Annotated in this window: 23 protein-coding genes; all 23 read left to right on the top strand. The window is 46.3% G+C overall.

Features of this window, described 5'->3' with window-relative positions; genetic code table 11:
- The first annotated feature begins 10 nt into the window (after positions 1–10).
- The 23 genes from flgD to fliI all read left to right on the top strand — a co-directional run bounded on the left by flgD (position 11) and on the right by fliI (position 24,572).
- Positions 11–790, top strand: a complete 780-nt coding sequence (gene flgD / locus N5E87_RS06545; protein WP_126512809.1) for a flagellar hook assembly protein FlgD — start codon at positions 11–13, stop codon at positions 788–790.
- 62 nt (positions 791–852) lie between these two features.
- Entirely contained in the window at positions 853–2,214 is a 1,362-nt protein-coding gene (gene flgE, locus N5E87_RS06550; RefSeq protein ID WP_126512810.1) for a flagellar hook protein FlgE, read from the top strand.
- A 172-nt stretch (positions 2,215–2,386) separates the two neighbouring features.
- Entirely contained in the window at positions 2,387–3,130 is a 744-nt protein-coding gene (gene flgF, locus N5E87_RS06555) for a flagellar basal-body rod protein FlgF (RefSeq protein WP_088212008.1), read from the top strand.
- A 10-nt stretch (positions 3,131–3,140) separates the two neighbouring features.
- Positions 3,141–3,929 (top strand): flagellar basal-body rod protein FlgG, encoded by a 789-nt coding sequence (gene flgG / locus N5E87_RS06560; RefSeq protein WP_011625678.1) that lies wholly within the window; start codon positions 3,141–3,143, stop codon positions 3,927–3,929.
- A 12-nt stretch (positions 3,930–3,941) separates the two neighbouring features.
- Positions 3,942–4,616 (top strand): flagellar basal body L-ring protein FlgH, encoded by a 675-nt coding sequence (flgH, locus tag N5E87_RS06565; protein WP_088212007.1) that lies wholly within the window; start codon positions 3,942–3,944, stop codon positions 4,614–4,616.
- 11 nt (positions 4,617–4,627) lie between these two features.
- Positions 4,628–5,719, top strand: a complete 1,092-nt coding sequence (locus tag N5E87_RS06570; protein WP_279775179.1) for a flagellar basal body P-ring protein FlgI — start codon at positions 4,628–4,630, stop codon at positions 5,717–5,719.
- Between the two features lie 17 nt (positions 5,720–5,736).
- Positions 5,737–6,891: a flagellar assembly peptidoglycan hydrolase FlgJ gene (gene flgJ, locus N5E87_RS06575; protein WP_279775180.1), complete on the top strand. Its 1,155-nt coding sequence runs from the start codon at positions 5,737–5,739 to the stop codon at positions 6,889–6,891.
- A 40-nt stretch (positions 6,892–6,931) separates the two neighbouring features.
- Complete coding sequence (flgK, locus tag N5E87_RS06580; protein WP_279775181.1) at positions 6,932–8,857, top strand: flagellar hook-associated protein FlgK; 1,926 nt, start codon at positions 6,932–6,934, stop codon at positions 8,855–8,857.
- An 11-nt stretch (positions 8,858–8,868) separates the two neighbouring features.
- Positions 8,869–10,080, top strand: coding sequence for a flagellar hook-associated protein FlgL (flgL, locus tag N5E87_RS06585; protein ID WP_011716405.1), 1,212 nt, complete (start codon positions 8,869–8,871; stop codon positions 10,078–10,080).
- Positions 10,081–10,182: 102 nt separating this feature from the next.
- Entirely contained in the window at positions 10,183–11,010 is an 828-nt protein-coding gene (locus N5E87_RS06590) for a flagellin (RefSeq protein WP_086903734.1), read from the top strand.
- Between the two features lie 255 nt (positions 11,011–11,265).
- Positions 11,266–12,090, top strand: a complete 825-nt coding sequence (locus N5E87_RS06595) for a flagellin (RefSeq protein WP_086903733.1) — start codon at positions 11,266–11,268, stop codon at positions 12,088–12,090.
- A gap of 130 nt (positions 12,091–12,220) precedes the next feature.
- The gene (locus tag N5E87_RS06600; RefSeq protein ID WP_011716408.1) at positions 12,221–12,607 is read left to right on the top strand and encodes a flagellar protein FlaG; all 387 of its coding nucleotides are present in this window, start codon (positions 12,221–12,223) and stop codon (positions 12,605–12,607) included.
- A gap of 44 nt (positions 12,608–12,651) precedes the next feature.
- On the top strand, positions 12,652–14,022 hold the full coding sequence (gene fliD, locus N5E87_RS06605; RefSeq protein ID WP_086903731.1) for a flagellar filament capping protein FliD: 1,371 nt from the start codon (positions 12,652–12,654) through the stop codon (positions 14,020–14,022).
- A gap of 18 nt (positions 14,023–14,040) precedes the next feature.
- Positions 14,041–14,370 carry a hypothetical protein gene (locus N5E87_RS06610; protein WP_037424799.1) on the top strand — a complete coding sequence of 110 codons (330 nt, stop codon included), beginning with the start codon at positions 14,041–14,043 and terminating at the stop codon, positions 14,368–14,370.
- A gap of 6 nt (positions 14,371–14,376) precedes the next feature.
- Positions 14,377–14,790: a flagellar export chaperone FliS gene (fliS, locus tag N5E87_RS06615; RefSeq protein WP_037424797.1), complete on the top strand. Its 414-nt coding sequence runs from the start codon at positions 14,377–14,379 to the stop codon at positions 14,788–14,790.
- Between the two features lie 286 nt (positions 14,791–15,076).
- Entirely contained in the window at positions 15,077–16,510 is a 1,434-nt protein-coding gene (locus N5E87_RS06620) for a sigma-54 dependent transcriptional regulator (protein WP_279775182.1), read from the top strand.
- A gap of 108 nt (positions 16,511–16,618) precedes the next feature.
- On the top strand, positions 16,619–17,701 hold the full coding sequence (locus N5E87_RS06625) for an ATP-binding protein (protein WP_037424795.1): 1,083 nt from the start codon (positions 16,619–16,621) through the stop codon (positions 17,699–17,701).
- Complete coding sequence (locus N5E87_RS06630; protein WP_279775183.1) at positions 17,694–19,034, top strand: sigma-54 dependent transcriptional regulator; 1,341 nt, start codon at positions 17,694–17,696, stop codon at positions 19,032–19,034. The genes N5E87_RS06625 and N5E87_RS06630 overlap by 8 nt, the downstream gene beginning before the upstream one ends.
- A gap of 175 nt (positions 19,035–19,209) precedes the next feature.
- Complete coding sequence (gene fliE, locus N5E87_RS06635) at positions 19,210–19,548, top strand: flagellar hook-basal body complex protein FliE (RefSeq protein ID WP_011716415.1); 339 nt, start codon at positions 19,210–19,212, stop codon at positions 19,546–19,548.
- A 44-nt stretch (positions 19,549–19,592) separates the two neighbouring features.
- Positions 19,593–21,278, top strand: a complete 1,686-nt coding sequence (fliF, locus tag N5E87_RS06640) for a flagellar basal-body MS-ring/collar protein FliF (protein ID WP_279775842.1) — start codon at positions 19,593–19,595, stop codon at positions 21,276–21,278.
- Positions 21,271–22,317 (top strand): flagellar motor switch protein FliG, encoded by a 1,047-nt coding sequence (gene fliG, locus N5E87_RS06645; RefSeq protein ID WP_011716417.1) that lies wholly within the window; start codon positions 21,271–21,273, stop codon positions 22,315–22,317. Before fliF ends, fliG begins: the two co-directional genes overlap by 8 nt.
- Positions 22,304–23,266: a flagellar assembly protein FliH gene (gene fliH / locus N5E87_RS06650; RefSeq protein WP_279775184.1), complete on the top strand. Its 963-nt coding sequence runs from the start codon at positions 22,304–22,306 to the stop codon at positions 23,264–23,266. Before fliG ends, fliH begins: the two co-directional genes overlap by 14 nt.
- Positions 23,235–24,572 (top strand): flagellar protein export ATPase FliI, encoded by a 1,338-nt coding sequence (gene fliI / locus N5E87_RS06655; protein ID WP_088585295.1) that lies wholly within the window; start codon positions 23,235–23,237, stop codon positions 24,570–24,572. The genes fliH and fliI overlap by 32 nt, the downstream gene beginning before the upstream one ends.
- Positions 24,573–24,579: the final 7 nt, after the last annotated feature.

Genomic DNA, 24,579 nt, shown 5'->3' on the forward strand with positions numbered 1-24,579 from the left:
GAGGTAAGCTGTGAGCCTCATTAACCAACTTAGCCAGAATACGGCTCAGACGACTCAAGCTAAGAGCCAATCGAATACGGTGGCGACTAATACCACGAGCACAACGAGTACATCAACCGGCAATCCATTTTTAGATGGGATCCGCTTGCCTAGCCAATCGGTTGTGCCAGAAGCTAAGAGTCAACAGCTGACGCAGGAAGACTTTTTTTCATTACTCAGTCAGCAGTTGTCGATGCAGGATCCGTTTAAGCCCGTCGACAACGACCAGATGATTGCACAAATGGCATCTTTTTCTACCGTGGATGGTATTTCAAAGCTCAATGATGAGATTGTTAATTTAAACAGCGTGATGACATCGAGTCAGGCGCTGCAAGCATCGGGATTAGTTGGACGTAAGGTGTTGATCCCAACCGATACCGGCAATGTGTCAGTCGAAAGCCCCACCCTGAGTGGCGTGGTGAGTACGCCAGACAAAATTCCTGTGATTAACGTGCGTGTGCTAGATGATAAAGGCCAAGTGGTTAGCACCTTTAACATCGATGGCAGTGATGGCGGCAACATCCCTGTGACATGGGATGGTCTGAATGAAAATGGTGAGCCTGTTAGTGCCGGCAATTACACCATTAAGGCCAGCGGTCTTGTTGATGGAGAATCTCAAGAGCTTGCCGTTTCGACCTATGCCCATGTGACCAGTGTTTCATTGGGCACAGCAAGCACTGGGGCGATTCTGAATCTTCGCGGTGGTGCAGGTATTAAGCTCTCTGATGTGCTCGCGGTATCAGAAACCTAATTTGTCAGTATTGAGTTGGACCTGGGTCCTTAATTGAATTGAGTGAAATGTAGAGGTGAATTATGTCGTTTAACATTGCATTGAGTGGCATTTCTGCTGCACAGAAAGACTTAAACACTACCGCGAACAACATTGCGAATGCTAACACCATTGGCTTTAAAGAATCGCGTGCTGAATTTGCGGATGTTTACGCTAATTCAATTTTCTCTAACTCTAAAACCGCCGTCGGTGGTGGTGTGGCAACGAGTCAAGTGGCACAGCAATTCCACCAAGGTAGTTTGCAGCTGACTAATAACTCCTTAGATTTAGCGATCAAAGGGGGCGGCTTTTTTGTGACGGCTTCTGAGATTGGCACCCTAGATCATCAGTTTACCCGTGCAGGTGCATTCAAAGTCGATAAAAATAATTATATGGTTGATTCTGCAGGTAATTACCTGCAAACCTTCCCAGTTGATAAAGATGGTAATTCGACATCGGTCAGTTTAACGACGGCTAAACCTGTGCAAATTCCTGATACTGCTGGCAGTCCAGTTCAGACTGAAAACGTGACTCTGCAGATGAACTTAAATGCGAAAGAAGGTTCACTCGATCCTGCTGCCTTTGACCCGCTGGACTCTAAAACCTACAACAGTGTGACCTCCATGACGATTTACGACTCACTCGGTGAGCCGCATATCATGACCACCTATTTTGTGAAGCCAAACAACGGCTCTTACAACGGTGAAAACAACTGGGTTGCCTACTACGCAATTGATGGTAAGCAAGTGGATGTGTCTGGTCCTGCGGGGACTTATCAGACGGATACCAATGGCGATGGTACGGCTGATGGTACAGAGACAGCCCAAACCACAGGCGGTTGGAAAGGTTCGGTGTTGAAGTTTAACTCTGTCGGTGTGTATACCGGAAGCGATCCTGCGGTCGTGACGACTGAAGCATTAGGCGTGGGTGGTGCTGGCGTGTTAGGCCCTGGTGCTGATGGCACTCAAGCCGTGACTATTAAATTTAATGCACCAACCCAATATTCAGCTCCTTTTGCCGCCACTGAATTGTCACAGGACGGTACCACAGTAGGGCGTTTAACCAATGTCGAAATTGGTGAAGATGGTTTGATCACTGCCAGTTACTCCAATGGTTCAACAGTGCCATTAGCCCGCGTTGCTTTAGTTCGCTTTGCAAACGAGCAAGGTTTGACACAAGTGGGTAATACCTCGTGGAAAGCCAGTTTATCGTCAGGTCCTGCGCTGGCTGGTGAGCCTAACAGTGGTACGTTTGGTAGTCTCAGTTCTTCAGCGTTAGAGCAATCTAACATTGACTTGACGACTGAGCTGGTGGATTTGATTTCGGCACAACGTAACTTCCAAGCCAACTCACGTACGCTGGAAGTGAATAACACCCTGCAACAAACTGTACTGCAAATTCGTTAAGCTGATTTCTCCCTTTTCTAAGTGTTGCCGCTGGCGGCAACACTTAGCCTCTTTTGGCCTTGTAGCCATTTCCTCATAATCTTCTCCCAATTTATCAGCAAATTAGCCATTAATTTTATTGGCATGATGCTTGCTTTGCTATTATCAGGTTGAAAATTTGACGGAGCAGTCTGTGGACAAATTCCTCTACATATCCATGAGCGGAGCTAAGCAAAACATGAATGAGTTGGCATTGCGTGCCAACAACTTAGCTAACGCCAATACCGATGGATTTAAGTCGGATATGGCGCAAGCCAGATCGATGCAAGCCTTTGGTGAAGGATTGCCATCGAGGGTTTTTGCCATGGTCGAAACCCCCTCCGCCAATTTTCGTGCCGGCCCCATCAAAACCACAGGGCGGGATCTTGACGTTGCCATTAAAGGTGATGGTTGGTTCGCAGTGCAGGCAAAGGATGGCAGTGAGGCCTATACCCGTTCAGGAAGCTTAAGTTTCGACTCAACAGGGTTATTGCATAACGACCGCGGTAATCCAGTGATGGGCGATGCGGGGCCGATTGTATTACCGTTGCCGATTGAAAAAGTCACCATTTCACAGGATGGCATTATCTCGGTACGTCCTCAGGGCGCGACAACGGAAGTGATCGAAGAGGTGGGGCGATTAAAGCTGGTCAACCCCGGCAATGCACAAATGATGCGTGGGGAGGATGGGCTGTTCCGTTTGGTATCGGGTAATCCGGCACCAACCGACCCAAACGTGTTTGTTGAGAGTGGTGCTGTAGAGGGCAGTAACGTCAATCCAGTGGATGAGATGGTGTCCTTAATCGACCTACAGCGACAATTTGAATTGCAAGTGAAGATGATGAAAACCGCGGAAGAAAACGACCGCGCGGCTTCTTCATTAATGCGGATTAGTTAGGAGATAAATTATGCATCCAGCCTTATGGATTAGTAAAACTGGCTTAGACGCACAGCAAACCGATATTGCGGTGATTTCAAACAACGTCGCGAACGCCAGCACCGTCGGCTACAAAAAAAGCCGCGCCGTCTTTGAAGACTTACTTTATCAAACCGTTAACCAAGCGGGGGGCATTAGCGCCTCGAACACTAAGTTGCCAAATGGTTTAAATATCGGTGCGGGTACCAAAGTGGTGGCCACCCAAAAGATGTTTACCCAAGGCAATATGTTGACCACGGATAACTCACTCGATCTGATGATCGAAGGCCCTGGCTTTTTTGAAGTGCAGTTACCCGACGGCACCACGGCTTATACCCGTAATGGTCAATTTACCTTAGATGATACAGGCCAAATTGTTACACCAGGTTCGGGTTATGTACTGCAACCTGCGATCACCATTCCTGAAGATGCGACCAGTATTACCGTATCTGCTGAAGGCGAGGTTTCTGTTAAGACGCCGGGCGCCGCAGAAAACCAAGTGGTGGGGCAGCTCAGCATGTCCGACTTTATTAACCCATCGGGTTTAGATCCTATGGGACAAAACCTGTACACCGAAACCGGTGCCAGTGGCACGCCTATCCAAGGTACTGCATCACTCGATGGTATGGGGGCGATTCGTCAAGGCGCGTTAGAAACCTCTAACGTAAACGTGACCGAAGAGTTGGTGAATCTTATTGAAAGTCAGCGGATCTACGAGATGAACTCCAAAGTGATTTCGGCGGTTGATCAGATGCTGGCTTATGTGAATCAGAATCTATAGAGGCACATTATCATGGCTAGATATTTTATATTGGCCGCTGCGCTCTTGCTTACGGCATGTAGCTCTACCCCCAAGAAGCCGATTGCAGATGATCCTTTCTATGCGCCGGTATATCCCGAAGCGCCGCCAACCAAAATTGCCGCGACAGGGTCAATTTACCAAGACAGCCAAGCGGCCAGTCTCTATTCGGATATTCGCGCCCATAAAGTGGGTGACATCATCACTATCGTGTTGAAGGAAGCGACTCAAGCGAAAAAGAGCGCGGGTAATCAGATCAAAAAAGGCTCTGACATGTCGCTCGACCCCATTTATGCCGGTGGCAGCAATGTGTCGATTGGCGGGGTTCCCCTCGACTTACGTTACAAAGACAGCATGAACACTAAGCGGGAATCCGATGCCGATCAAAGCAATAGCTTAGATGGCAGTATCTCCGCCAACGTGATGCAAGTGCTCAATAACGGCAACTTAGTGGTGCGCGGCGAAAAATGGATCTCTATCAATAACGGCGATGAGTTTATCCGAGTGACCGGTATTGTGCGTTCGCAGGATATCAAACCGGATAACACTATCGATTCAACCCGTATGGCCAATGCGCGTATTCAATACAGCGGTACAGGTACTTTCGCCGAAGCGCAAAAAGTGGGCTGGTTAAGCCAGTTCTTTATGAGCGATTGGTGGCCCTTCTAAGGAGTCGTATCATGAAATTGAAACTGATTTTAGCGGTTGCCATGCTGGTGTTTTCACTGCCTAGCCAAGCCGAGCGCATTAAAGATATTGCCAATGTGCAAGGGGTACGAAATAACCAGTTAATTGGTTATGGCTTAGTAGTGGGGTTGCCTGGTACGGGTGAGAAAACCAATTACACAGAGCAAACATTCACCACCATGCTTAAAAATTTCGGCATCAATTTGCCTGAAAATTTTAGACCCAAAATCAAAAACGTGGCCGTGGTTGCTGTGCATGCCGATATGCCAGCGTTTATTAAACCAGGCCAAGAATTGGATGTGACCGTTTCAAGCCTAGGTGAAGCAAAAAGCTTACGTGGTGGGACGTTACTGCAAACCTTCCTCAAAGGGGTTGATGGCAATGTATATGCGATTGCCCAAGGCAGCTTAGTGGTAAGTGGTTTTAGTGCCGATGGTTTGGATGGTTCGAAAGTGATTCAAAACACGCCAACGGTTGGCCGTATTCCTAACGGCGCAATTGTTGAACGCAGTGTGGCTACGCCGTTTTCTACTGGCGATTATTTGACGTTTAACCTACGTCGCTCGGATTTTTCGACCGCGCAGCGTATGGCCGATGCGATTAATGATCTGCTCGGCCCTGATATGGCACGCCCATTGGATGCAACGTCGATTCAAGTCAGTGCGCCAAGGGATGTATCACAACGGGTGTCTTTTTTAGCTACGCTCGAAAATATTGAGGTGGAACCTGCTGAGGAGTCTGCCAAAGTGATTGTGAATTCGCGCACTGGCACGATAGTCGTTGGGCAGAACGTCAAGTTATTACCTGCGGCTGTGACTCATGGTGGTTTGACGGTGACGATCGCCGAAGCGACTCAGGTGTCTCAGCCAAATGCGCTAGCCAATGGCCAAACAACAGTGACCAGCAATAGCACGATAAATGCGACTGAAAGTGATCGCAGGATGTTTATGTTTAATCCCGGCACGACCTTAGATGAATTAGTGCGCGCCGTGAATTTGGTCGGTGCAGCCCCTTCAGATGTCCTTGCCATTCTGGAGGCGTTAAAAGTGGCAGGTGCTTTGCATGGTGAACTTATCATCATCTAATTTCTGTCGGGAAAATCATGGAAAAGCTTTCAAGTTCATCACATTTTCTTGATCTGGGCGGGCTCGATAACCTGCGCGCCCAGGCTCAGAAAGATGAAAAGGGCGCTTTGAAAAAAGTTGCCCAACAATTTGAAGGCGTTTTTGTGCAAATGCTGATGAAGAGCATGCGTGATGCTAATGCGGTGTTCGAGTCAGACAGTCCTCTCAATAGTCAATACACCAAATTTTATGAGCAGATGCGGGATCAGCAATTGTCCGTCGACTTATCGGATAAAGGTGTGCTGGGGCTGGCTGATATGATGGTGCAGCAGTTGTCTCCTGAGTCAAGCCAGCTAACACCTGCATCGGTGCTACGTAATGATGGTGGCATGAAACTAGAACATGACGCTAAAGCCTTTAATATTCCTGTTCAAGCCCCATCGACTGCTGAAGCTATAAATAGCAACACTTCAGAACAAGCCGTACAAGGTGTACCTGTATCGATAGCGCGTCCAAATGTTGAATTTGAAAAGGCCGATGGTGTCACTTCTTCCTTAGACATTGACCGACCTGAACGCTTGTTGGCGATAGATACACCTAAGCCAAGCTGGTCTGAGCAACCCTTATCACCGATAGAACCTGTTATCAGCGGCCAAATATTGCCGACAGTGGCATTTAGAGAAACGCAAAAGACGCTTAAGTTTGGTAGCCGTGAAGAATTTTTGGCGACGCTTTATCCCCATGCGGAAAAAGCCGCCAAAGCACTTGGCACTAAACCCGAAGTGTTATTGGCACAATCGGCACTTGAAACTGGTTGGGGTCAAAAAATTGTCCGTGGCAATAATGGCGCGCCTAGCCATAACCTGTTCAATATTAAAGCCGACCGTCGCTGGCAAGGTGATAAGGCTAACGTGAGTACCTTGGAATTTGAGCAGGGTATTGCCGTTAGACAAAAAGCCGATTTCCGTGTGTATGCTGATTTTGAGCACAGTTTTAACGATTTCGTATCCTTTATCGCTGAGGGTGAGCGTTATCAAGATGCTAAAAAAGTCGCCGCTTCACCAACCCAATTTATTCGTGCATTGCAGGATGCGGGCTATGCCACCGATCCAAAATATGCTGAGAAAGTCATTAAAGTGATGCAGACAATAAGCCAAGAGCTTAAGTCGATACTGCAAGGAGAAGACAAATGATAAATCTTCATAGGTTATTAGTTCTGAGGAGTGTCGGCTAATGGCTATCGATCTATTAAACATTGCCCGTACAGGGGTGCTAGCCTCGCAGTCGCAACTAGGGGTGACCAGTAATAACATTGCTAACGCCAATACCGCGGGTTATCACCGACAAGTGGCAACCCAAACCACCTTAGACTCCCAACGTCTTGGAAATGGTTTTTATGGTACAGGTACTTATGTCTCTGATGTAAAACGTATTTATAACGATTACGCTGCGCGCGAGTTGCGTATTGGCCAAACGACTCTGAGTGCAGCCGAGGCCAGCTTTGGCAAGCTAAGTGAGCTAGACCAAATTTTCTCCCAAATTGGCAAAGTGGTACCACAGAGCTTGAACGATTTGTTTTCTGGCCTCAACAGCTTGGCGGATTTACCCGCAGATTTAGGTATTCGTAGCTCAACCTTAAACGATGCTAAACAATTGGCGAGCAGTTTGAACCAAATGCAGTCGACCTTGAATGGGCAACTTAATCAGACCAATGATCAAATTACTGGCATGACTAAGCGCATCAATGAGATCAGTACTGAGCTTGCTAATCTCAACCTTGAATTGATGAAATCACCTAACCAAGATCCGATTTTATTAGATAAACAAGATGCGCTCATTCAAGAGCTAAGCCAATATGCTCAAGTGAATGTTATTCCTCAAGAGAATGGTGCCAAAAGCATTATGTTGGGCGGCTCGGTGATGTTGGTTTCCGGTGAAATCGCCATGACGATGGATACTAAAACTGGAGATCCATTTCCCAATGAATTGCAATTGACGTCAAGTATTGGCTCACAAAGTGTTGCTGCCGATCCGAGTAAATTAGGCGGGCAATTAGGTGCGCTGTTTGAGTACCGTGATCAAACATTAATTCCGGCAAGTCACGAGCTCGATCAGTTAGCCCTAGGGATTGCTGATAACTTCAATAAAATGCAAGCTCAAGGATTTGATCTCAATGGTCAAGTTGGATCGAATATCTTTAGGGATATTAATGATCCTTTAATGTCATTGGGTCGTGTTGGTGGCTATTCAAACAATACTGGTAACGCAACTTTAGGTGTGAATATTGATGATACGCGTTTATTAACGGGTGGCTCATATGAGTTATCTTTTACTGCGCCGGCCTCCTATGAATTAAGGGATACAGAAACCGGGGTAATTACACCACTGACCTTAAATGGGTCGACCTTAGAAGGTGGTGCTGGATTTTCAATCGATATTAAAGCTGGGGCGATGGCTTCAGGTGATCGCTTTGTTATTCGCCCTACTGCGGGCGCCGCTAACGGCATTACCGTTGAAATGACGGATCCAAAAGGCATTGCCGCCGCTTCGCCTAAAATAACCGCTGATGCAGCGAACTCAGGTAATACCCAAGTTAAGTTGACGCAAATTACGAATCGCAGTGCAGCCAATTTTCCTATTACTGGCAGTGAATTGACGATCCAGCTCGATACCACCGCGATACCTCCAACCTATGAAGCATTTGATGCCTCCGGAACCTCCCTTGGCGCTGCCGCTCCTTATACTCCCCCAAGTATAAGTGCCTTTGGTTTTACCTTTGAAGTTGATAGTACCGCAGCCGCCAGTAATGACAGATTTACCTTTAACCTAGCCTTTGCTGAAGGCGACAACTCTAACGCCGTTGCTATGGCCAAATTGAGTGAAAGTAAAGTGATGAATGGGGGGAAGTCAACCTTAGCGGATGTATTTGAAAATACAAAAATTGACATAGGCAGTAAGACAAAAGCGGCCGAAGTGCGTGTAGGGTCTGCAGAGGCTATTTACCAACAAGCCTATGCCAGAGTAGAAAGCGAATCGGGCGTCAACTTAGATGAAGAAGCCGCCAATTTAATGCGTTTTCAACAAGCTTATCAAGCCTCAGCCCGTATCATGACTACGGCACAACAAATTTTTGACACCCTATTAACTTCAGTGCGTTAGGAGATTTAATCATGCGACTATCATCCGCGCAGATCTTTAATCAAAGCATTACGAGTGTACTGCAAAAGCAAACGGCAACTAGCAAGATCCTCGAACAGCTCAGTAGTGGCAAAAAAGTCAATACTGCAGGTGATGATCCTGTCGCGGCGCTAGGTATCGATAACCTGAATCAACGCAATGCCTTAGTCGATCAATTTATGAAGAATATTGACTACGCGACTAATCGATTAGCAGTAACTGAAAGTAAGTTGGGGAGTGCCGAAAATCTGGCATCTTCCATACGTGAACAAGTTATGCGAGCGGTAAACGGCACTCTCGCGGATTCTGAGCGGCAAATGATTGCCGATGAAATGAAAGGCAGCTTAGAAGAACTCTTATCTATTGCCAATAGTAAGGATGAATCTGGCAATTATATGTTTTCTGGCTACAGCACTGATAAAGAGCCTTTTGCTTTCGATAACTCTACACCACCCAAAATAGTTTATAGCGGTGATTCTGGCATTCGAAATAGTTTAGTGCAGTCTGGCGTTGCACTAGGAACTAATGTCCCTGGCGACACCGCTTTTATGAAAGCCCCCAATGGACTTGGCGATTATAGTGTCAATTATTTGGCCAGCCAGCAGGGCGAGTTTAGTGTTAAAACGGCGAAGATTGCTGATCCAGCAACTTATCTAGCTGATACATATACATTTAATTTTTCAGATAATGGTTCTGGTGGAACCAATTTACAAGTACTTGATTCAGCCAATAATCCAGTGGCGAACATTGCTAATTTTGATGCGGCAACCCCTGTAAGTTTTAATGGTATTGAAGTCAACATTTCTGGAAAACCCAGCGCTGGCGATAGTTTCACCATGGAGCCACAGTCTGAAGTCAGCATTTTCGATACAATCAGTCGTGCGATCGCATTAATTGAAGATCCTAATTCAGCTAACACACCTCAAGGTCGATCTCAGTTGGCACAGATATTGAATGACATCGATAGTGGTGTCAATCAGATCAGTTCTGCCAGAAGTGTGGCGGGGAATAATCTGAAAGCCGTTGAAAGCTACAAAGATACTCACATCGAGGAACAAGTGTTGAATACATCTGCTCTTTCTCTACTTGAGGATCTTGATTACGCGTCAGCGATTACGGAATTTGCAAAGCAGCAGCTTGCATTGAACGCAGTCTCTAGCGTGTTTAGTAAGGTGGGTTCTGTTTCCCTGTTTGATTATATTTAAGCGTGATATTTTGGGGTAACAACCTGAATACATAGGTAGTTTCAAGATTGGAAATGGCCAAGCTTCGAAGTCTTGGCAAGATACTTAGAAGAGGAAAAAATTATGGCTATTACAGTTAATACCAACGTGACTTCGATGAAGGCACAGAAAAATTTAAATACCTCCAGTAGTGGTTTAGCAACCTCTATGGAACGTCTATCGAGCGGTCTGCGTATTAACAGCGCAAAAGATGACGCTGCTGGTCTAGCTATTTCTAACCGCTTAAATAGCCAAGTTCGTGGTTTAGAAGTAGGTATGCGTAACGCTAACGATGCGATCTCCATTGCCCAGATTGCTGAAGGTGCGATGCAAGAACAGACTAACATGTTACAGCGTATGCGTGACCTGACCGTACAAGCAGAAAATGGTGCGAACTCAACTTCTGATATTGATGCAATTAAATCAGAAATTGATGCATTAGCCTCTGAAATCTCAGCAATTGCAAACTCTACAGCATTTGGTAACACTAAATTACTGGATGGTTCATTTTCTACTGGTAAGACATTCCAAGTGGGGCACCAGAATAAAGAGGATATTACGGTTTCTGTGTCTAAAGTGACTGCAAGTGCTCTAAAGGTGCAGGCTTCGGATGTTAAGGTTTCTACTGCAGCCCAGAGAAGTACTTCACTAACAAATATTGATGCAGCAATTAAAGCCATTGATAAGCAAAGATCAAACTTGGGTGCGATTCAGAATAGGTTAGCTTATAACATTAGTAATAGTGCTAATACTCAAGCTAACGTTGCCGATGCGAAGAGCCGTATTGTGGATGTTGACTTTGCGAAAGAAACGTCAGTTATGACTAAGAACCAAGTACTGCAACAGACTGGGTCTGCGATGCTCGCTCAAGCAAACCAATTACCACAAGTGGCGTTGTCATTGTTGGGCTAAGCTTAAGTTAGCGTATCTTTTGTAGAGTACTTTTGCCTACTTTTTCTAGCTACGATTAGAAAAGTAGGCAAAGTTTTTAATTGAAAAGCTTTATCTTTATGAAAAAAAAGATTTTTTATAAACATAAAAATTTTTTAAAAATAATACTAAAGATAAAAAAAAGATGGCCGTTAAATATACTGTAACCACTAAGACCCGCCTGGCTTAAGCAGACAGGCAAGTTTAGATAAAGCCAGGTATAAAGAGGAAACGATCATGGCCATTACAGTAAACACAAACGTTACATCTTTGAAAGCACAGAAAAACCTAAATACTTCAGCAAGCGGCTTGGCCACCTCCATGGAACGTTTATCCAGTGGTCTGCGCATTAATAGCGCAAAAGACGACGCAGCAGGTTTAGCTATTTCTAACCGTTTAAATAGTCAGGTTCGTGGCTTAGAAGTGGGTATGCGTAACGCCAACGATGCGATCTCTATTGCACAGATTGCTGAAGGCGCGATGCAAGAACAAACTAATATGTTGCAACGTATGCGTGATCTGACTATTCAGTCTGAAAACGGTTCAAATTCTACATCCGATCTTGATGCTATAAAATCAGAGCTGGACGCGCTTGCAACTGAGATTACTGCTATTGCTAATACAACAGCATTTGGTAACACTAAGTTACTGGATGGTTCATTTGCTACTGGTAAGACATTCCAAGTGGGACACCAGAATAAAGAGGATATAGCGGTTTCTGTGTCTAAAGTGACTGCAAGTGCTCTAAATGTACAGGCTTCGGATGTTAAGGTTTCTACTGCAGCCCAGAGAAGTACTTCATTAACAAATATTGATGCAGCAATTAAGTCAATTGATAACCAAAGGGCAAAATTAGGTGCTATACAAAACCGTTTAGCTTATAACATCAGCAATAGTGCTAATACGCAAGCTAACGTTGCTGATGCGAAGAGCCGTATTGTAGACGTTGACTTTGCGAAAGAAACATCGCAAATGACCAAGAACCAAGTGTTACAACAAACAGGTTCAGCAATGTTGGCGCAAGCTAACCAATTACCCCAAGTGGCCTTATCACTGCTTTAATAACATATTGAAGTATAAGGTTATAAGGGAGGTTCGGAAACGGATCTCCCTTTGCCGCATAAATAGTCATTAAAGTTATAGTGTTTGTTAGGCAGTTAAAGACAAATGCTTAAGATGGTGAGGTATCGCTATGGATATTAATATAGCAAGCACATCAATGGCGGCTTCAAACCGTGTTGATTTGGCTCAAGTACCACTGAAAGCACCTACGGCGGATGTTGAATTAAAACGCGATGCTGCCGTATCTGCGGTTGAACAGTCTACAGAGCAGAGTGCGGCAGAGAATGAACAAAATCCAAGAAAGTTAACTCAAGTGGCATCTGAGCTTTCTGATATGATGTCAATGATGCGTAAAGGACTTGCTTTTAAAGTAGATGAAAACTCTGGTCAAGCCGTCGTCACTGTGTTGGATAGAGATACGGGTGATGTGATTAGGCAGATGCCCAGTGAGGAAGCGCTCAAGTTAGCCGAAAAACTGTCTGAAGTGACTGGGCTTTTGATGAAAACAGAGGCTTAAAATTCACACAATTTTATATATCCGTTGATAGGTAAGAGGTTTATATGGCATTAACAGCGACAGGTATTGGTTCAGGGTTAGATGTTGATAACATTGTAAAAGTATTAGTGGATGCTGAAAAAACTCCTAAAGAAGCAATGTTTAAAGCACAAGAAGACAGCATTAAAGCTGAGGTTTCTGCTATGGGAACCTTAAAAAGCGCACTGACGACATTTCAGGATGCCGTAAAAAAATTACAAACCGGTGAGGCTTTAAATCAACGCAAAATATCCGTTAGTAATAGTACATATTTAACTGCAACTGCTGATAAAACAGCTCAAACAGGTAGTTATGCTATTAAAGTTGAACAGCTCGCTGTCAATCATAAAATTGCTGGAACGAATGTAACTGATCCTGCATTAGGTGTCGGTGAGGGGAGTCTAGCTTTTGGGGTCAATGGTAATAATTTTTCCGTGGACGTATCGGCAACGGATTCTCTTGATGCGATAGCGAAAAAAGTCAATGAAGCACCCGATAATGTCGGTGTCACTGCCACCGTTATAACCAGTGACGCCGGAAGTCGATTAGTTTTTAGTTCCGATAAATCTGGCGAAGATAACCAAATCAGCATCACGGCTACAGATACCACAGGCTCTGGCCTTAGCAATATGTTTGATGCAATGAATACCACAACGCTTCAAGATGCAAAAAATGCTGTCCTCTACATTGATAATCAAAAAGTCACCTCGCAAACTAATGAAGTTAAGAATGCGATTACAGGTGTGACTTTACAGTTAACAGATGCTGATCTTACTAAAACCACTTCACTCAAAATAGAACAAGATAACGATGCAGTTAAAACAAACGTTAAGGCATTTGTTGATGCCTACAATAGCTTAGTTACAACGGTCGATGAGCTGTCATCCTACGATCAAGATACAAATACTGCAGCGGCATTGCAGGGCGACTCGATGATCCGTTCGATTGAATCACAACTCCGTCGTATTGCGAGCGAACGAGTGCCTACCGAAGATGGTGGTTCTATAGCTTTGTATGATATAGGTATCACAACAGATAGATATGGTAAGTTATCTATTGATGATACTAAGCTTGATAAAGTGCTTTCTGAGGATATGTCTAGTGTTGAAGCTCTCTTTGCTACACCAGAAAAAGGCTTAGCTAATCGGTTTTACGATGTTTCTGAAAGCTATGTTAAATCCCGAGGCGTGATTGCAGATAGAGAGACAAGTTATACTAATCAGCAAAGTAGGTTAGCAGAACAAAGAGAAGCTTTTACTCTTAAAATGGACCAGAAAACTGCCCGTTTAACAAAACAGTTTAATGCAATGGATCTTGTCGTAGGACAACTTAACCAGCAGAGTAGTGGTTTACAAGCTAGTTTAAACTCGCTTCCTGGAGCAGTTAAAAAGAGTTAGTAAGTAAGGAAACGTCTAGTGAAACAACTTAATGAACTTAATGAACTTAATATAACGCTCAGCGACACATTGAATCAGTTAACTCGCATCCCCGCAGAATATCCTCAAACTGACGAGTTGGTGTCAAATTTGCAGGTACTCGTTGGAGAGCGTCAACTTTTACTCAATGTATTAGTGGCTGATGCTAGCATGACGGACGCTGATTATCTTCAGTGTCAGCTTGACCTCACTAAAGAGTTCACTATTAAGGCAAATCACATCATGGCGGACAGGCAAGCATTATTACATGCGGGCAGTAAGAATAAGCGCAAGATCAGTGTTTACGAGACTATAGATTCAAATAGGTAGGTGTTTATGAGAGGTTCACTGCAATCATATCGTAAGGTTTCGTTAGAAAGTGAGATCACTGTAGCTTCACCGCATCGAATCATTCAGTTAATGTTTGCTGGAGCGCTGCAACGTTTGGCACAAAGCCGTTACGCTATTGAGCAAAATGATTTGGCCAATAAAGGTATTTATATTAATAAAGCTATCGGTATTATTACTGGTTTAAGTAATAGTTTGAACATGGATGCCGGTGGGCAAATAGCTAAAAATTTGAGTGAGTTATACGATTTTATGTTACGTAAGATTTCTGAAGCTAACCTCAATAACGATGTAAAGGCCATTGATGATGTTTGTGATATTTTACGAACCATCAAAGAAGGGTGGGATGCCATCCCTGTAGATAAACACAATATATCTTCCCATACTGAAGAAGCTCGTTAACCCTACTTTTAAGTAATAAAAAAGACGCACCCTAAAGTGCGTCTTTTTTGTCTTGTGTCAATTAATTGACCTTTTTAGCTAGAATCATAGCTTAAATGAACTAAAATCAATTCAGTTTGGCAGAATCGGCATTCGAGGCTTGCTTCTCGACTGCTGATAATACAATATTCATCACAGTAGTGATGGTGGCACAGATTGTTACATTGAATTTGTTAAGCTTTTACAGCAACTAATCATAAATAATTAATGCGAATTGATACCTAATTAGCGCTTTACGGCCTACTGAATGATGCAAACAGATCAACGAATTTTACTTGTCGGAACCCCATCAGAGCGCTTAAGTCGCCTGTGTTGCATTTTTGAATTTTTGGGTGAGCAGATTGAAATCGTCGCCATCGAAAAGTTAAGTCTTTGTCTGCAAGATACCCGGTTCCGCGCTTTAGTGGTCACTGCTGATAACATGCCAGCTGATGCTCTCAAGTCACTTGCGAGTCAGTACCCATGGCAACCCATTTTGTTATTTGGCAATGTAGATGATCTGCAAGTGTCGAATGTACTGGGTCACATTGAAGAGCCATTAAACTACCCACAACTAACCGAACTCCTGCATTTTTGTCAGGTTTATGGGCAAGTCAAACGTCCACAAGTCCCAACCAGTGCAAATCAAACCAAACTGTTTCGTAGCTTAGTGGGTCGTAGTGAAGGCATTGCCAATGTGCGTCACTTGATTAGCCAAGTCGCCACCTCTGATGCCACTGTATTAGTCCTGGGTCAGTCGGGGACGGGTAAGGAAGTGGTTGCTCGGAACATTCATTATTTATCTGAGCGCCGAGATGGTCCTTTTATTCCGGTTAACTGTGGCGCGATTCCGCCTGAGTTATTGGAGAGTGAATTATTTGGCCATGAAAAGGGCTCTTTTACTGGGGCAATTAGTTCTCGTAAGGGCCGTTTCGAACTTGCCGAAGGTGGCACGCTGTTCCTCGATGAAATTGGCGATATGCCTTTGCAAATGCAGGTAAAATTGCTGCGCGTGTTGCAAGAACGTGTCTTTGAGCGTGTTGGCGGCACTAAGACTATCAATGCCGATGTCCGCGTTGTAGCTGCAACCCACAGAGATCTTGAAAGTATGATCACGGGTAATGAGTTCCGTGAGGATCTGTATTATCGCCTCAACGTCTTTCCGATCGAGATGCCGGCATTAAGCGACCGTAAAGATGACGTGCCTTTACTGCTGCAAGAGCTGGTAAGCCGAGTCTATAACGAAGGCCGTGGCAAAGTTCGTTTTACTCAGCGTGCTATTGAATCGTTAAAAGAACATGCTTGGTCAGGTAACGTTCGAGAATTATCTAACTTAGTTGAGCGCCTCACAATCTTGTATCCAGGTGGCTTAGTTGATGTTAACGATCTGCCTGTTAAATATCGCCACATTGATGTGCCAGAATACTGTGTTGAAATGAGTGAAGAGCAACAGGAGCGTGATGCGCTCGCTTCGATTTTCACCAGCGAAGAGCCAGTTGAAATTCCTGAAACGCGTTTCCCCAGTGAGTTACCACCTGAAGGCGTTAACCTCAAGGATCTGCTGGCAGAGCTTGAAATCGATATGATTCGCCAGGCGTTAGAGCTGCAGGATAACGTCGTTGCGCGTGCTGCAGAAATGCTCGGTATTCGCCGTACTACCTTGGTTGAGAAAATGCGTAAGTACGGAATGACGAAAGAATAGTCATTTTGATGTTATTTATCTTATTGTTTTATCTATCTAAATTCATTTCTTAATTTGGCATAGAATCTGCAAGCACTCCGTCATAAGCAATTTTTTGACGGAGTGACTATGTCTGCTCATCCACTAGCGCAAATTGAAACATTCAAGCACACTAGCAAACAATGGAACCAACTGCGTGAGGCCGCCAATATGTCCAATCGGATGGAGCATATTTTACAGGCTATGCCCTCTGGCGTGGTGATTTTGAACGGTGATGGTATTGTCACTGATGCAAACCCCGTTGCCGTCGAATTGCTGGAGCAGTCGTTATGCGGCGCCCGCTGGATTGATGTGATCCATACGGCGTTTGCGCCACAGGACGATGATGGCCATGAAGTCTCATTACGCAATGGCCGCCGAGTCAAATTTGCGATTACCCCATTAACGCCGGAACCTGGCCAATTAATTGTGCTGACGGATCTGACCGAAACTCGTCTACTGCAAAAGAATCTTTCCCATCTGCAGCGCCTGTCAGCCCTCGGCAAAATGGTCGCGACGCTGGCGCATCAGGTGCGGACTCCACTGTCGGCTGCACTGCTCTATGCTGCTAATCTGGCCAGTCCCAAATTATCGGAATCTGCCAAGACTAAGTTTCAACAGAAATTGGTTGATAGACTTAATGAATTGGAAAGACAAGTTAACGATATGCTGCTGATGGCCAAAGGACGTCAAGATGAGCTGGGCGAACTGATTAATCTTAATGATGTTATCGAGAATGTTGTTGCTAACTGTGAACCAATAGTTGCTAAGCATGGCGCTGAACTGGCGGTAACCAATATTTCTAATAGCTTAATGCTGGCGAATGTGAATGCGCTCAGTTCAGCCGTCAATAACCTCGTGATGAACAGTCTTGAAGCCGGGGCTACGCAGATCCAAATCGTTGCTAGTGATAGCAATGAACAGTTACATCTCAATGTTATCGATAATGGCAAAGGATTGGATGCCAAAATGCAGCAAAAAGTGTTGGAACCTTTCTTTACCACTAAAGCTCAGGGGACTGGTTTAGGCTTAGCCGTTGTACAGTCTGTGGTGCGTAATCATGGCGGCCAACTGCAATTAAGCTGCATGCCCAATAAGGGTTGTACTGTGTCGCTAACCTTCCCGCAGGCGAAATCGGCTGCTGTATTGCCGCTGGAGAAACCCTATGTCTGAAGCCAAATTACTCTTAGTCGAAGACGATGCCTCCCTGCGTGAGGCTTTGCTCGATACCTTAATGTTGGCGCAATACGACTGTATTGATGTGGCATCAGGTGAAGAAGCCATAATCGTACTAAAACAACATCAATTTGATCTTGTGATCAGCGATGTGCAAATGCAGGGGATTGGCGGCTTAGGCTTATTAAATTACTTACAGCAACATCATCCCAAATTGCCCGTGCTGTTAATGACGGCGTACGCCACTATAGGCAGTGCTGTCAGTGCAATTAAATTGGGCGCCGTCGATTATCTGGCAAAACCCTTCGCTCCAGAGGTGTTGCTCAATCAAGTTTCCCGCTATTTACCGCTCAAACAAAATAGTGATAAGCCAGTGGTTGCCGACGAAAAGAGTCTCGCGCTCTTGTCTCTGGCGCAGCGTGTGGCCGCATCCGATGCCTCTGTGATGATCCTTGGGCCAAGCGGCTCGGGTAAAGAAGTGCTAGCCCGTTATATTCATCAACATAGCAGCCGTGCCGACCAAGCATTTGTGGCCATTAACTGTGCCGCCATCCCCGAGAATATGCTCGAGGCGACCTTATTTGGTTATGAAAAGGGCGCTTTTACCGGTGCTTATCAGGCGTGTCCTGGTAAATTTGAGCAGGCGCAGGGCGGCACCTTATTACTCGATGAAATTTCAGAGATGGATTTGGGACTTCAGGCTAAACTGCTGCGCGTATTGCAAGAGCGTGAAGTGGAGCGTTTAGGCGGTCGCAAAACCATTAAGTTAGATGTTCGGGTGCTTGCCACCTCGAATCGGGATTTAAAGGCCGTCGTTGCCGCGGGGCAATTCCGGGAGGATCTCTATTATCGCATCAACGTGTTTCCACTGACCTGGCCAGCTTTGAATCAACGCCCTGCGGATATTTTGCCCTTAGCTCGGCATTTGCTAGCCAAGCACGCGAAGGCGCTCAATGTGCTTGATTTGCCTGAGTTTGATGAGGCAGCTTGTCGTCGTTTACTCAGCCACCGCTGGCCGGGGAACGTGCGCGAGTTGGATAACGTTGTTCAACGTGCGTTAATTTTACGTGCTGGAGCTGTGATTAGCGCCAACGATATTATTATCGATGCCCAAGATGTGCCTCTGTCATCCGATGAAGCTGAATACACCAATGAACCTGAAGGTTTAGGTGAAGAGTTGAAGGCGCAGGAGCATGTGATCATTATCGAAACCCTAGCGCAATGCCAAGGTAGCCGTAAGTTGGTTGCCGAGAAACTCGGGATCAGTGCGCGCACCTTAAGATACAAGATGGCCAGAATGCGCGATATGGGGATTCAATTGCCTAACTAAGTCGAGTTTTGCAACCTTTCTAGCACCATCGCCACTGGTTATCCTTTGGCGATTTCACACCTATGACCTCTGCAATTCTTTTTAGCTCGGCCAAGTAAAAACTTGGCCGTAGTTTTGCATATCCTCGTTATCTTGAGAGTTTAATCGTCAATAACTCGACGATGGGGAGCACGACATGCAAATTGGCGCGAATTCATTACTGCAAGAAATGCAGTCACTTCAAGGTGAAATCAAACCCTCTTTTGGGATTTCACCTAATAATATTGTGCAGCAAGTGAATAACACCAGTGGTGCTGACTTTGGCCAGCTACTTTCACAAGCCATTGGTAATGTGAGTGGTTTGCAGTCAACCTCATCTAACCTCTCGACTCGCTTAGAAATGGGTGATACCACCGTGAGCTTGTCTGATACTGTTATCGCCCGCGAAAAGGCCAGTGTTGCCTTTGAAGCCACTGTACAAGTGCGCAATAAGCTCGTTGAAGCTTATAAAGAAATAATGAGCATGCCTGTTTAGGCCTTGAATAACGCAATTAGCAGGTACGAATCGTGAGCACAGAAATGATTGTCGGATCAAACGCCGGCGTAATGGACCAAGGGGTCCAACAGGAAAATAAATCCGGCGTGCTGGGGAGTCTCGGTGGCGTCGATATGATGCGTCAAATCACCATGATTTTAGCCCTTGCCATTTGTTTGGCATTAGCGGTGTTCGTCATGATCTGGGCACAGGAACCAGAGTATCGTCCATTGGGTAAAATGGAGACTCAGGAAATGGTGCAAGTGCTCGACGTACTCGATAAAAACAAGATCAAATATCAAATCGATGTCGACGTTGTTAAAGTACCAGAAGATAAATACCAAGAAGTCAAAATGATGCTTAGCCGTGCAGGGGTTAATAGTCCTGCTGCATCGACCCAAGACTTTCTTACCCAAGACAGTGGTTTTGGCGTGAGCCAACGCATGGAGCAGGCTCGTCTCAAGCATAGCCAAGAAGAAAACCTCGCCCGCGCAATCGAACAATTACAAAGTGTTAGCCGCGCTAAAGTGATTTTAGCGTTACCTAAGGAAAACGTGTTTGCCCGCAATACCGCGCAACCAAGTGCGACCGTTGTGATTAACACTCGTCGTGGCGGTTTAGGCCAAGGAGAGGTCGATGCGATTGTGGATATCGTCGCTTCTGCCGTTCAGGGCCTAGAGCCATCTCGCGTTACCGTCACAGATTCTAACGGCCGTTTACTGAACTCTGGCAGCCAAGATGGCATCTCTGCCAGGGCGCGCCGCGAGCTTGAGTTGGTTCAACAAAAAGAAGCCGAATACCGAACCAAGATTGATTCGATTCTCTCGCCCATCCTTGGCCCAGATAATTTCACCTCCCAAGTGGATGTGAGCATGGATTTCACCGCGGTTGAGCAAACCGCTAAACGTTTTAACCCTGACTTACCGTCGCTGCGTAGCGAAATGACGGTTGAGAATAATTCGACAGGCGGTTCAACTGGCGGTATTCCTGGCGCGTTGTCGAACCAACCTCCGATGGAGTCAAATATTCCTCAGGATGCGACCAAGGCGACAGAAAGCGTGACGGCAGGTAACTCGCACCGCGAAGCGACCCGTAATTTTGAGTTAGATACCACCATCAGCCATACCCGTCAGCAAATTGGCGTAGTGCGCCGCGTCAGTGTGTCAGTAGCCGTGGACTTTAAACCGGGCGCTGCGGGTGAAAATGGTCAAGTGGCGCGCGTTGCCCGCACTGAGCAAGAGCTCACCAATATCCGCCGTTTACTGGAAGGCGCGGTAGGCTTTAGCGCGCAGCGTGGTGATGTTTTAGAGGTGGTCACTGTTCCCTTTATGGATCAATTGGTTGAAGATGTACCTGCGCCTGAGCTTTGGGAACAGCCTTGGTTCTGGCGTGCCGTTAAGTTAGGTATCGGTGCCTTAGTTATCTTAGTGCTGATCCTTGCTGTGGTGCGCCCAATGCTGAAACGCTTAATCTACCCAGACAGTGTGAACATGCCTGAAGATTCAAGATTGGGTAATGAGCTGGCCGAGATTGAGGATCAATACGCTGCCGACACCTTAGGGATGCTCAATACCAAAGAAGCAGAGTATAGTTATGCCGACGATGGCTCAATTCTTATCCCTAATCTGCATAAAGATGATGATATGATTAAAGCTATCCGTGCGCTTGTGGCCAATGAGCCCGAGCTTTCAACCCAAGTCGTGAAAAACTGGTTACAAGACAATGGCTGAGAATAAATCAAAAGACGCCGCTGAAACCTCAAGTTTCAATATTAAGGATCTCAGCGGTATCGAAAAAACGGCAATTTTACTGTTAAGTTTGAGTGAAGCCGATGCCGCCTCCATTTTAAAGCACTTAGAACCTAAGCAAGTGCAAAAGGTCGGTATGGCGATGGCGGCCATGGAAGACTTTGGGCAGGAAAAAGTCATCGGAGTGCATAAGCTGTTTCTCGATGATATTCAAAAGTATTCTTCTATTGGCTTTAACAGCGAAGAGTTCGTCCGTAAGGCGTTAACCGCGGCTCTAGGTGAAGACAAAGCCGGTAATTTGATTGAACAAATTATCATGGGCAGCGGCGCCAAAGGTTTGGATTCCCTTAAATGGATGGATGCGCGCCAAGTTGCGACTATTATCCAAAACGAACATCCACAGATCCAAACCATTGTTTTATCGTATTTAGAGCCAGATCAAGCGGCGGAAATTTTCGGCCAGTTCCCAGAGAATACCCGCTTAGACTTAATGATGCGTATTGCTAACCTTGAAGAAGTGCAACCTGCGGCATTGCAGGAATTAAACGACATCATGGAGAAGCAATTCGCCGGTCAAGGCGGCGCGCAAGCAGCGAAGATGGGCGGTCTAAAGGCGGCGGCCAACATTATGAACTACCTCGATACGGGGGTCGAAAGTCAGTTGATGGAAACCATGCGCGAAACCGACGAGGAAATGGCGCAGCAAATCCAAGACTTAATGTTCGTATTCGAAAACCTGATCGATGTGGACGACCGTGGTATCCAAACCTTGCTGCGTGAAGTGCAGCAGGATGTATTGATGAAGGCGCTGAAAGGTGCAGACGATCAGCTCAAAGACAAAATATTGGGCAATATGTCAAAACGGGCCGCCGAATTGCTGCGTGACGATTTAGAGGCCATGGGCCCAATCCGGATCAGCGAAGTGGAAATCGCCCAAAAAGAAATTCTGTCAATTGCGCGTCGATTAAGTGACAGCGGTGAAATCATGTTAGGCGGCGGTGGCGGCGATGAGTTCCTCTAATCGGAGTGACAATAGCGACAATAAATTGTCCCATCGGGTCGTCAGCGACTCGGAGATCGAGTTCAGCCATTGGCAATTACCCGATGTGACCCAAACCGAAGAGGTGAGTATTTCAAACCTCTTTGGTTATTCGCCGCAGCAAGCGCCCAAGGCGGTGGCCGCCGAAACCATTGCGCCACCTACCATGGCGGAAATTGAAGATATTCGCGCTCAAGCCGAAGAAGAAGGTTTTAACGAAGGTAAGACGCAAGGTTATGCCGAAGGACTGGAGCAGGGCAGACTCGAAGGTTTAGAGCAAGGCCATACCGAGGGCCTAGCCCAAGGTCATGAGCAAGGGCTTGAGGCTGGGCTTGCTGAAGCTAAAACTTTAATCCAACGCTTTGAAGGGCTGTTAAGCCAATTTGAAAAGCCATTGCAATTACTCGATGGCGATATTGAACATTCCTTAATGACACTCACTATGGCGCTGGCCAAATCTGTGATTGGTCATGAACTTAAAACTCATCCAGAACAAATCCTGTCGGCGCTACGTTTAGGGGTCGAATCTCTGCCAATCAAGGAGCAAAGCGTCAGTATTCGCATGCATCCCGATGATGTTGCCTTGGTGGAGCAGCTATATTCCAGTACTCAATTGAACCGTAATCAGTGGCAGTTAGAGGCCGATCCCAGCTTAAATTCTGGGGATTGTATTATCAGCAGCCAACGCTCGCTGGTGGACTTAACCCTGTCCTCGCGCATCGATGCGGTGTTTGAGTCATTACGTAATCAACAGTTCCATTTGAGTCATCAGCAGCAACAACGGCAAGCGGTCCTCGATGAGGAAAACGCCGCAAAAGTGCTATCGGGTGCTGAGCTAGGTGACGAGGCGCAGAGCACCGAGTCCCTGAGTACAGAGTCGCAAGCTGATGGAGAGCAAGATGCAAAATCGCCGCCATCAACTGCTGAATAAACTGAATCATTGCATCGACAAAGTCCCGCCATTTCGAGCCGTCGCCAGTGGTCAACTTGTGCGCGTGGTAGGTTTAACCTTAGAGGCGAGTGGTTGCCGTGCGCCCGTGGGCAGCCTGTGCTCTATCGAAACCATGGCTGGAGAGTTGATTGCCGAAGTCGTCGGTTTTGACGATGAACTGCTGTACCTTATGCCGATTGAGGAATTACGCGGCGTGTTACCCGGCGCCCGTGTCGTCCCCCTCGGTGAGCAAGCGGGGCTGAGTGTGGGCTTATCCCTATTGGGACGCGTGCTCGATGGTAATGGTGTGCCGTTAGACGGTCTTGGCGCGTTATCGACCGAACAGCAGGCGCCAAGGCACAGTAACGCCATCAACCCACTTTCTCGCCGTGCGATTACCGAACCACTCGATGTGGGTGTGCGCGCCATCAATGCCATGCTCACCGTTGGTAAGGGCCAACGTATGGGCCTATTTGCAGGCTCGGGTGTGGGTAAGAGTGTGCTGTTAGGGATGATGACACGGGGCACGACAGCTGACATCATTGTGGTGGGACTCGTCGGGGAGCGTGGCCGCGAAGTTAAAGAATTTATTGAAGAAATCCTCGGTGAAAAGGGCAGAGCACGCTCTGTTGTGGTGGCGGCGCCCGCCGATACCTCACCCTTGATGCGCCTTCGCGCCTGTGAAACTTCGACTCGTATCGCTGAGTATTTTCGTGATTTAGGCTATAACGTATTGTTATTAATGGATAGTCTGACTCGTTACGCCCAAGCGCAGCGTGAGATTGCTCTGGCCGTAGGTGAACCGCCGGCAACTAAAGGTTATCCGCCTTCGGTATTTGCTAAATTGCCACGCTTGGTTGAGCGGGCGGGTAATGGTGGGCCTGGACAAGGTTCTATCACCGCATTTTATACTGTGCTGACCGAGGGCGACGATCAACAGGATCCGATTGCCGATGCTTCTCGGGCGATCCTCGATGGACATATTGTGCTTTCACGCTCGCTGGCGGATTCTGGGCATTATCCCGCAATCGATATTGAGGCTTCGATCAGCCGTGTGGCCCCAATGGTGATTTCGAGCGAGCACTTAGAAGCCATGCGCCGCGTCAAGCAGACTTATTCCCTCTACCAACAGAATAAGGATCTGATTTCGATTGGTGCCTATGCCCAAGGCAGCGATCCGCGAATCGATAACGCTATACGCCTGCAACCTGCGATGAATGCCTTTTTACGGCAGACCATGCGTGATGCCTTTAGTTTTGCCGATAGCCAAGTCATGCTTGGGCAACTCGCGGCACAATGTAAATAATCGAGAC

Source organism: Shewanella sp. GD03713 (assembly GCF_029843705.1).
Lineage (GTDB): Bacteria > Pseudomonadota > Gammaproteobacteria > Enterobacterales > Shewanellaceae > Shewanella.

What these genes read in the sequence shown, in the direction of transcription:
- fliI (WP_088585295.1), top strand. Translation starts at nt 23,235, where the DNA reads ATGCAAAATCGCCGCCATCAACTGCTGAATAAACTGAATCATTGCATC.
- N5E87_RS06595 (WP_086903733.1), top strand. Translation starts at nt 11,266, where the DNA reads ATGGCCATTACAGTAAACACAAACGTTACATCTTTGAAAGCACAGAAA.
- N5E87_RS06570 (WP_279775179.1), top strand. Translation starts at nt 4,628, where the DNA reads ATGAAATTGAAACTGATTTTAGCGGTTGCCATGCTGGTGTTTTCACTG.
- fliD (WP_086903731.1), top strand. Translation starts at nt 12,652, where the DNA reads ATGGCATTAACAGCGACAGGTATTGGTTCAGGGTTAGATGTTGATAAC.
- fliE (WP_011716415.1), top strand. Translation starts at nt 19,210, where the DNA reads ATGCAAATTGGCGCGAATTCATTACTGCAAGAAATGCAGTCACTTCAA.
- N5E87_RS06620 (WP_279775182.1), top strand. Translation starts at nt 15,077, where the DNA reads ATGATGCAAACAGATCAACGAATTTTACTTGTCGGAACCCCATCAGAG.
- fliF (WP_279775842.1), top strand. Translation starts at nt 19,593, where the DNA reads ATGATTGTCGGATCAAACGCCGGCGTAATGGACCAAGGGGTCCAACAG.
- flgJ (WP_279775180.1), top strand. Translation starts at nt 5,737, where the DNA reads ATGGAAAAGCTTTCAAGTTCATCACATTTTCTTGATCTGGGCGGGCTC.
- N5E87_RS06590 (WP_086903734.1), top strand. Translation starts at nt 10,183, where the DNA reads ATGGCTATTACAGTTAATACCAACGTGACTTCGATGAAGGCACAGAAA.
- fliS (WP_037424797.1), top strand. Translation starts at nt 14,377, where the DNA reads ATGAGAGGTTCACTGCAATCATATCGTAAGGTTTCGTTAGAAAGTGAG.
- fliG (WP_011716417.1), top strand. Translation starts at nt 21,271, where the DNA reads ATGGCTGAGAATAAATCAAAAGACGCCGCTGAAACCTCAAGTTTCAAT.
- N5E87_RS06630 (WP_279775183.1), top strand. Translation starts at nt 17,694, where the DNA reads ATGTCTGAAGCCAAATTACTCTTAGTCGAAGACGATGCCTCCCTGCGT.
- flgK (WP_279775181.1), top strand. Translation starts at nt 6,932, where the DNA reads ATGGCTATCGATCTATTAAACATTGCCCGTACAGGGGTGCTAGCCTCG.
- flgG (WP_011625678.1), top strand. Translation starts at nt 3,141, where the DNA reads ATGCATCCAGCCTTATGGATTAGTAAAACTGGCTTAGACGCACAGCAA.
- flgE (WP_126512810.1), top strand. Translation starts at nt 853, where the DNA reads ATGTCGTTTAACATTGCATTGAGTGGCATTTCTGCTGCACAGAAAGAC.
- flgL (WP_011716405.1), top strand. Translation starts at nt 8,869, where the DNA reads ATGCGACTATCATCCGCGCAGATCTTTAATCAAAGCATTACGAGTGTA.
- N5E87_RS06600 (WP_011716408.1), top strand. Translation starts at nt 12,221, where the DNA reads ATGGATATTAATATAGCAAGCACATCAATGGCGGCTTCAAACCGTGTT.
- N5E87_RS06625 (WP_037424795.1), top strand. Translation starts at nt 16,619, where the DNA reads ATGTCTGCTCATCCACTAGCGCAAATTGAAACATTCAAGCACACTAGC.
- flgH (WP_088212007.1), top strand. Translation starts at nt 3,942, where the DNA reads ATGGCTAGATATTTTATATTGGCCGCTGCGCTCTTGCTTACGGCATGT.
- fliH (WP_279775184.1), top strand. Translation starts at nt 22,304, where the DNA reads ATGAGTTCCTCTAATCGGAGTGACAATAGCGACAATAAATTGTCCCAT.